Origin of the sequence: Bradyrhizobium sp. STM 3809 (genome assembly GCF_000239795.1) — a bacterium.
In the GTDB taxonomy this organism is placed as follows: domain Bacteria; phylum Pseudomonadota; class Alphaproteobacteria; order Rhizobiales; family Xanthobacteraceae; genus Bradyrhizobium.
Map to the genome: position 1 here is coordinate 1 of NZ_CAFJ01000256.1, position 4,074 is coordinate 4,074.

A 4,074-nucleotide genomic window follows, 5' to 3' on the forward strand; every position below is an offset into this window, starting at 1 on the left:
CCTTCCCTGCGCCCTCTCAACCGGGAGGGCGGACTGAAAGTCAAAAGCTCGGGTGCGGATGCACCGCGAGAACGGTGCTTCATGCCAAGTTGTTGCGCAACACGATCGCTCCACATTCTCCTGTCATCGCCCGGCTTGACCGGGCGATCCAGTATTCCAGAGGCGTTCATTGTTGATCGATGGGCCGCGGCGTACTGGATCGCCCGGTCAAGCCGGGCGATGACAGCTGGGGGTGTCGTACCGAGCGAGGCAAAGCAACGCAGACGAGCCAGAGCACTCGCTCACTCCGCCAACACGCCCTGCACGAACCCATCCGGATCGTTGCAGAATTCGCGCAGCGCCTTGAAATGATCGGTGTCCTGCACCGCGACCTTCTCCAGGCCGTATTTGGTCAGCCGCAGCAAGGTCGCGCCGGGATAAGCCATCAACACGAGCGAATGGGTGGCCATCAGGACCTGGCAGTGTCCCGACTGATCCATCCGCCGCATCAGCTTGAGAAACTCGATCTGGCGCGCCGGCGACAGCGCCGATTCCGGCTCGTCGAAGATGTAGATCCCCTGGCGGCGACAGCGCTCCTCGAAGAAGCGCAGAAAACCCTCGCCGTGAGAATGCGACAGGAAATCGGGCGGCGCGCCGCCACTCGACACCGCGACCTCGTCGAGATAGCGCGCGACGGAGAAAAAGCTTTCGGCGCGGAAGAACCATCCTTGCGTGATCTTGGGCAGCCAGCTCGCGCGCAGCGCATCGGCAAGCGCCCCGCCCATGCGCTCGATGGCACGGCTATGGTCCACTGGCATGTAGCCCTTGCCGCCGCCGGCCTCGTCATAGCCGGCAAGTGCGGCAATGCCTTCGAGCAGGGTCGATTTGCCGGTGCCGTTCTCGCCGACGATGATGGTGATGGCGTGCGAGAAACTCAGCTCGAATTCGTCCTGCAGAAACGGCAGGCAGAACGGGTACGCCGCACGATCGGCGATCTTCGCCGGATCGAGCCACAGCCGCTTCAGATAGGGAGCCGGCAGCCGGATCTCGCGCTGCTTTCGCGCCATGACGCCTTCGCCATTGGTGATCTCGCCGCAAGCTTCGCACATTGCCGCGGAATCGGCCACCGTGGCCGCCGCGCCGTCAGTGCTCTGACGCCCAAGCTTCGCGAGCGAGGCCAGCTCTCACCTCCGTCATTCCGGGGCGCTCGACACGGGTCAAATGGCGTCCTGCCATTTGACCCGTGGCGGGCGAGCCCGGAATCCATAACCACGATCGCGAGTATGGATTCCGGGCCCGCCGCTGCGCGGCGTCCCGGAATGACAACGTGGAGGGCACCTGAACGCTGCGCCATTGGCATGCGCGGGGAGCGCTTGACACAGGAAAACACGATGGCACGCGCCAGACAGCTCCTGCTACGCCACCACCTCCAGCACCAGCTCCATGGTCATCAGCACCGGATTGTCGCCGCGCACCAGACGCCCCTGTGCCAGCGCGCCGGTATAGTCCACCAGTGCGACGTCGAGCACCGCTTCGGGACCATCCTCGCCCGGCGCAATCGCACCGGCGGTGATCGTCAGCTCGGTCGCAAACGGCTCGACGACGGAGCCATCTTCGAAGCGCGCGCCGATGGTCGAGCCGACGCCGCCGCGGATCAGCGCCTCGCGGATGCCATGCGCCCGGCAGAATGCTTCGAGGCAGAGGGCGACATCCTGGTTCGGCCGCAGCCGCAGCGCGAGGGCGCGGCGATCGGTTTTTGCTGCACGGGGCGCAGCCGCCACCGGCCCGAACAGCTTGAAGCCGGTCTCGGGATCCGGCGCGGCCGTGAACATCGCGCCGTCCAAACCGAACGCCGCAACCTCGAACGGCTCGGCGACGAGGGTCTCCTCCGGCAGGATGTGCCCGCCGCCGGCGCGCGCCCCGTCTTCCGTCCACAACGCGTGGCAATGAAAGAACGGCGCGCCATCGCGCACGCCCAGCGTCATCGTGCCGGTCGAGAGCTGGCTGACGCCGCCGGGCCTATGGGTCTCGCTGTAGAACGCCGCATGGTTCGGCGTCTTCGAGAGCGCCGGCATGACGTAGGCGAACGGCCCGAGCGCGCCGCGTTTCATCTCCAGCACGCCGCCGGCAAAGCCTTGCGCCGCGAAGCCGCGATGCGCCGCTTCGAGCAGCGGCAGGCCCTTTTCGAGCGTGAAGCTGAAGCTGCGGCCGCGCGCCTCGACCCACTGGATGCGGTCAGCGATGGGCGCGCCGGGCTGGGTGATCGATCGCATCGCGCGTCAGCCCTGCTTGGTCAGGTCGAGCAGCCCGCGCGCCTCGAGCTCGTCGCGCACCAGACGCTTGGGGATCTTGCCGTAGCCCGATTTCGGAAGCGCCTCCCAGAAGAAGAACCGCTTCGGCATCTTGTAGCGCGGCAGCTTGGTCGCGAGATAGCCGGCGATGTCGCTTTCGCTCGGCGCTGTCGCGCCCTCGCGCGCGACGCAGACGGCGACGCCGACCTCGCCCCAGACCGGATCGGGCACGCCGAGCACGGCGACCTCGCCGATATCCGGATGGGTCAGGATCTTTTCCTCGACCTCGCGCGGATAGATGTTGGAGCCGCCGGAGATGTACATGTCGGACGCGCGGCCCGTGATGTACACGAAACCCTGCGCGTCCATATGGCCGAGATCGCCGGTGCGGAACCAGCCGTCGCGAAACGCCTTCGCGTTCGCTTCCGCGTTGTCGTAGTAGCCGGCGAACACGGCCGGGCCGATGACGCAGATCTCGCCGGTCTCGCCCGCCCTGAGCTCGCGGCCCTGGTCGTCCTGGATCGAGACCTGCATGCCCGTGCGCTCATAGCCACAGGTGCCGATCCGCGCCGCCGGTCCATCCTCTTCCTCATGCGCCGCGGCCGGCAGCACCGTGATGTTGCCGGTGACCTCGCCGAGGCCGAAATACTGCACGATGACCATGCCGAGCCGCGCCAGCGCGCGCTTCTGATCCTCGCGGTACATCGGCGCGCCGGCATAGATGACGTGACGCAGCGAGGAATGATCGAACTGATCGACCGCGGGATGCTCGACCATCATCTTCAGGATGGTCGGCACGGTGAAGAGATTGCTGACGCGATGTCTCTCGATCAGGCGGAAGGCCTCGGTGATGTCGAACTTCTCGCTCGGCAGCAGCACGGTCTTGGCGCCGCGCGCGCTCTGCATCAGCTGATGCACGCCGGCGCCGTGCGACAGCGGCGCCACGACGAGAGAGGCGTCATGCTCGGTGGTACCGGGCGTGAGATCGGCGAGATGGTTGGTGATGACGAAGGCCATCTGGCCATGCGTCAGCACCGCAGCCTTGGAGCGGCCCGTCGTGCCCGAGGTGAAGAAGAACCAGCAGGGATCGTCGTGCTCCACCGCAGCATTCGCCACCTCCGCGCCAACATGCGCCTTGATCGCGTCAGCGACCGTGCGCGTGCCGAAAGTGCCGCCGTCGCCGATGCGCCAGGTGAAATCAGCCGTGGTCACGGCCGCGGCATGCTCGGGAAAATCGCCGTGGCAGAGAAACGCCTTCGCGCCAGAGGCGGTCGCGAGATAGGCGACCTCGTCCGGCATCAGGCGGAAATTGGTGGGCACCCAGACCGCGCCGAGCCGGAACGCGGCGAACATGGAGACGAACATCTCCTCGCAGTTCTTGGAATGCACCAGGATGCGATCGCCCTTGCCGATCCCCTGCCCGGCCAGCGCCGCCGCCAGCGCCGAGACCATCGCGTCGATCTCGCGCCAGCTCCACGAGCGCTCGCCCCACACGAAGCCGATGCGGTCGCCCAAGCGACGGCCATTCTGCGTGACGATGTGCGCGAGGTTCATCACCCGGCGGGACATGCGCAGCTGCGTCATCGACGAGCCCTCGTGCTGACAACGCGGATGAACAGACCGGTGAACCGACTCATGTGGCAGCGTCTCCTCGATCGATCCGTCGGGCGATCTCAGCCGCCCGTTACCTCCGGGCCTGTTTATCGTGCTCTGCCGCGCCCTCGCAAGGCCGCCCTGCCCATCGCTCCCATGCGGCCGCAGGGCGATCGCACACGGCGTGGCGGCCAACCTGCTTCCACGTCGT

At 66.7% G+C, this 4,074-nt stretch carries 3 protein-coding genes; all 3 read right to left on the reverse strand.

Translation table 11 applies throughout. The features are described from left to right. Positions 1-281: 281 nt before the first annotated feature. Positions 282-1,046, reverse strand: coding sequence for an AAA family ATPase (locus BRAS3809_RS14420; RefSeq protein ID WP_008962840.1), 765 nt, complete (start codon positions 1,044-1,046; stop codon positions 282-284). Positions 1,047-1,394: 348 nt separating this feature from the next. After that, positions 1,395-2,252 (reverse strand): PCC domain-containing protein, encoded by an 858-nt coding sequence (locus BRAS3809_RS14425; protein WP_008962841.1) that lies wholly within the window; start codon positions 2,250-2,252, stop codon positions 1,395-1,397. Between the two features lie 6 nt (positions 2,253-2,258). Beyond that, complete coding sequence (locus tag BRAS3809_RS14430; RefSeq protein WP_008962842.1) at positions 2,259-3,854, reverse strand: acyl-CoA synthetase; 1,596 nt, start codon at positions 3,852-3,854, stop codon at positions 2,259-2,261. Positions 3,855-4,074 lie beyond the last annotated feature (220 nt).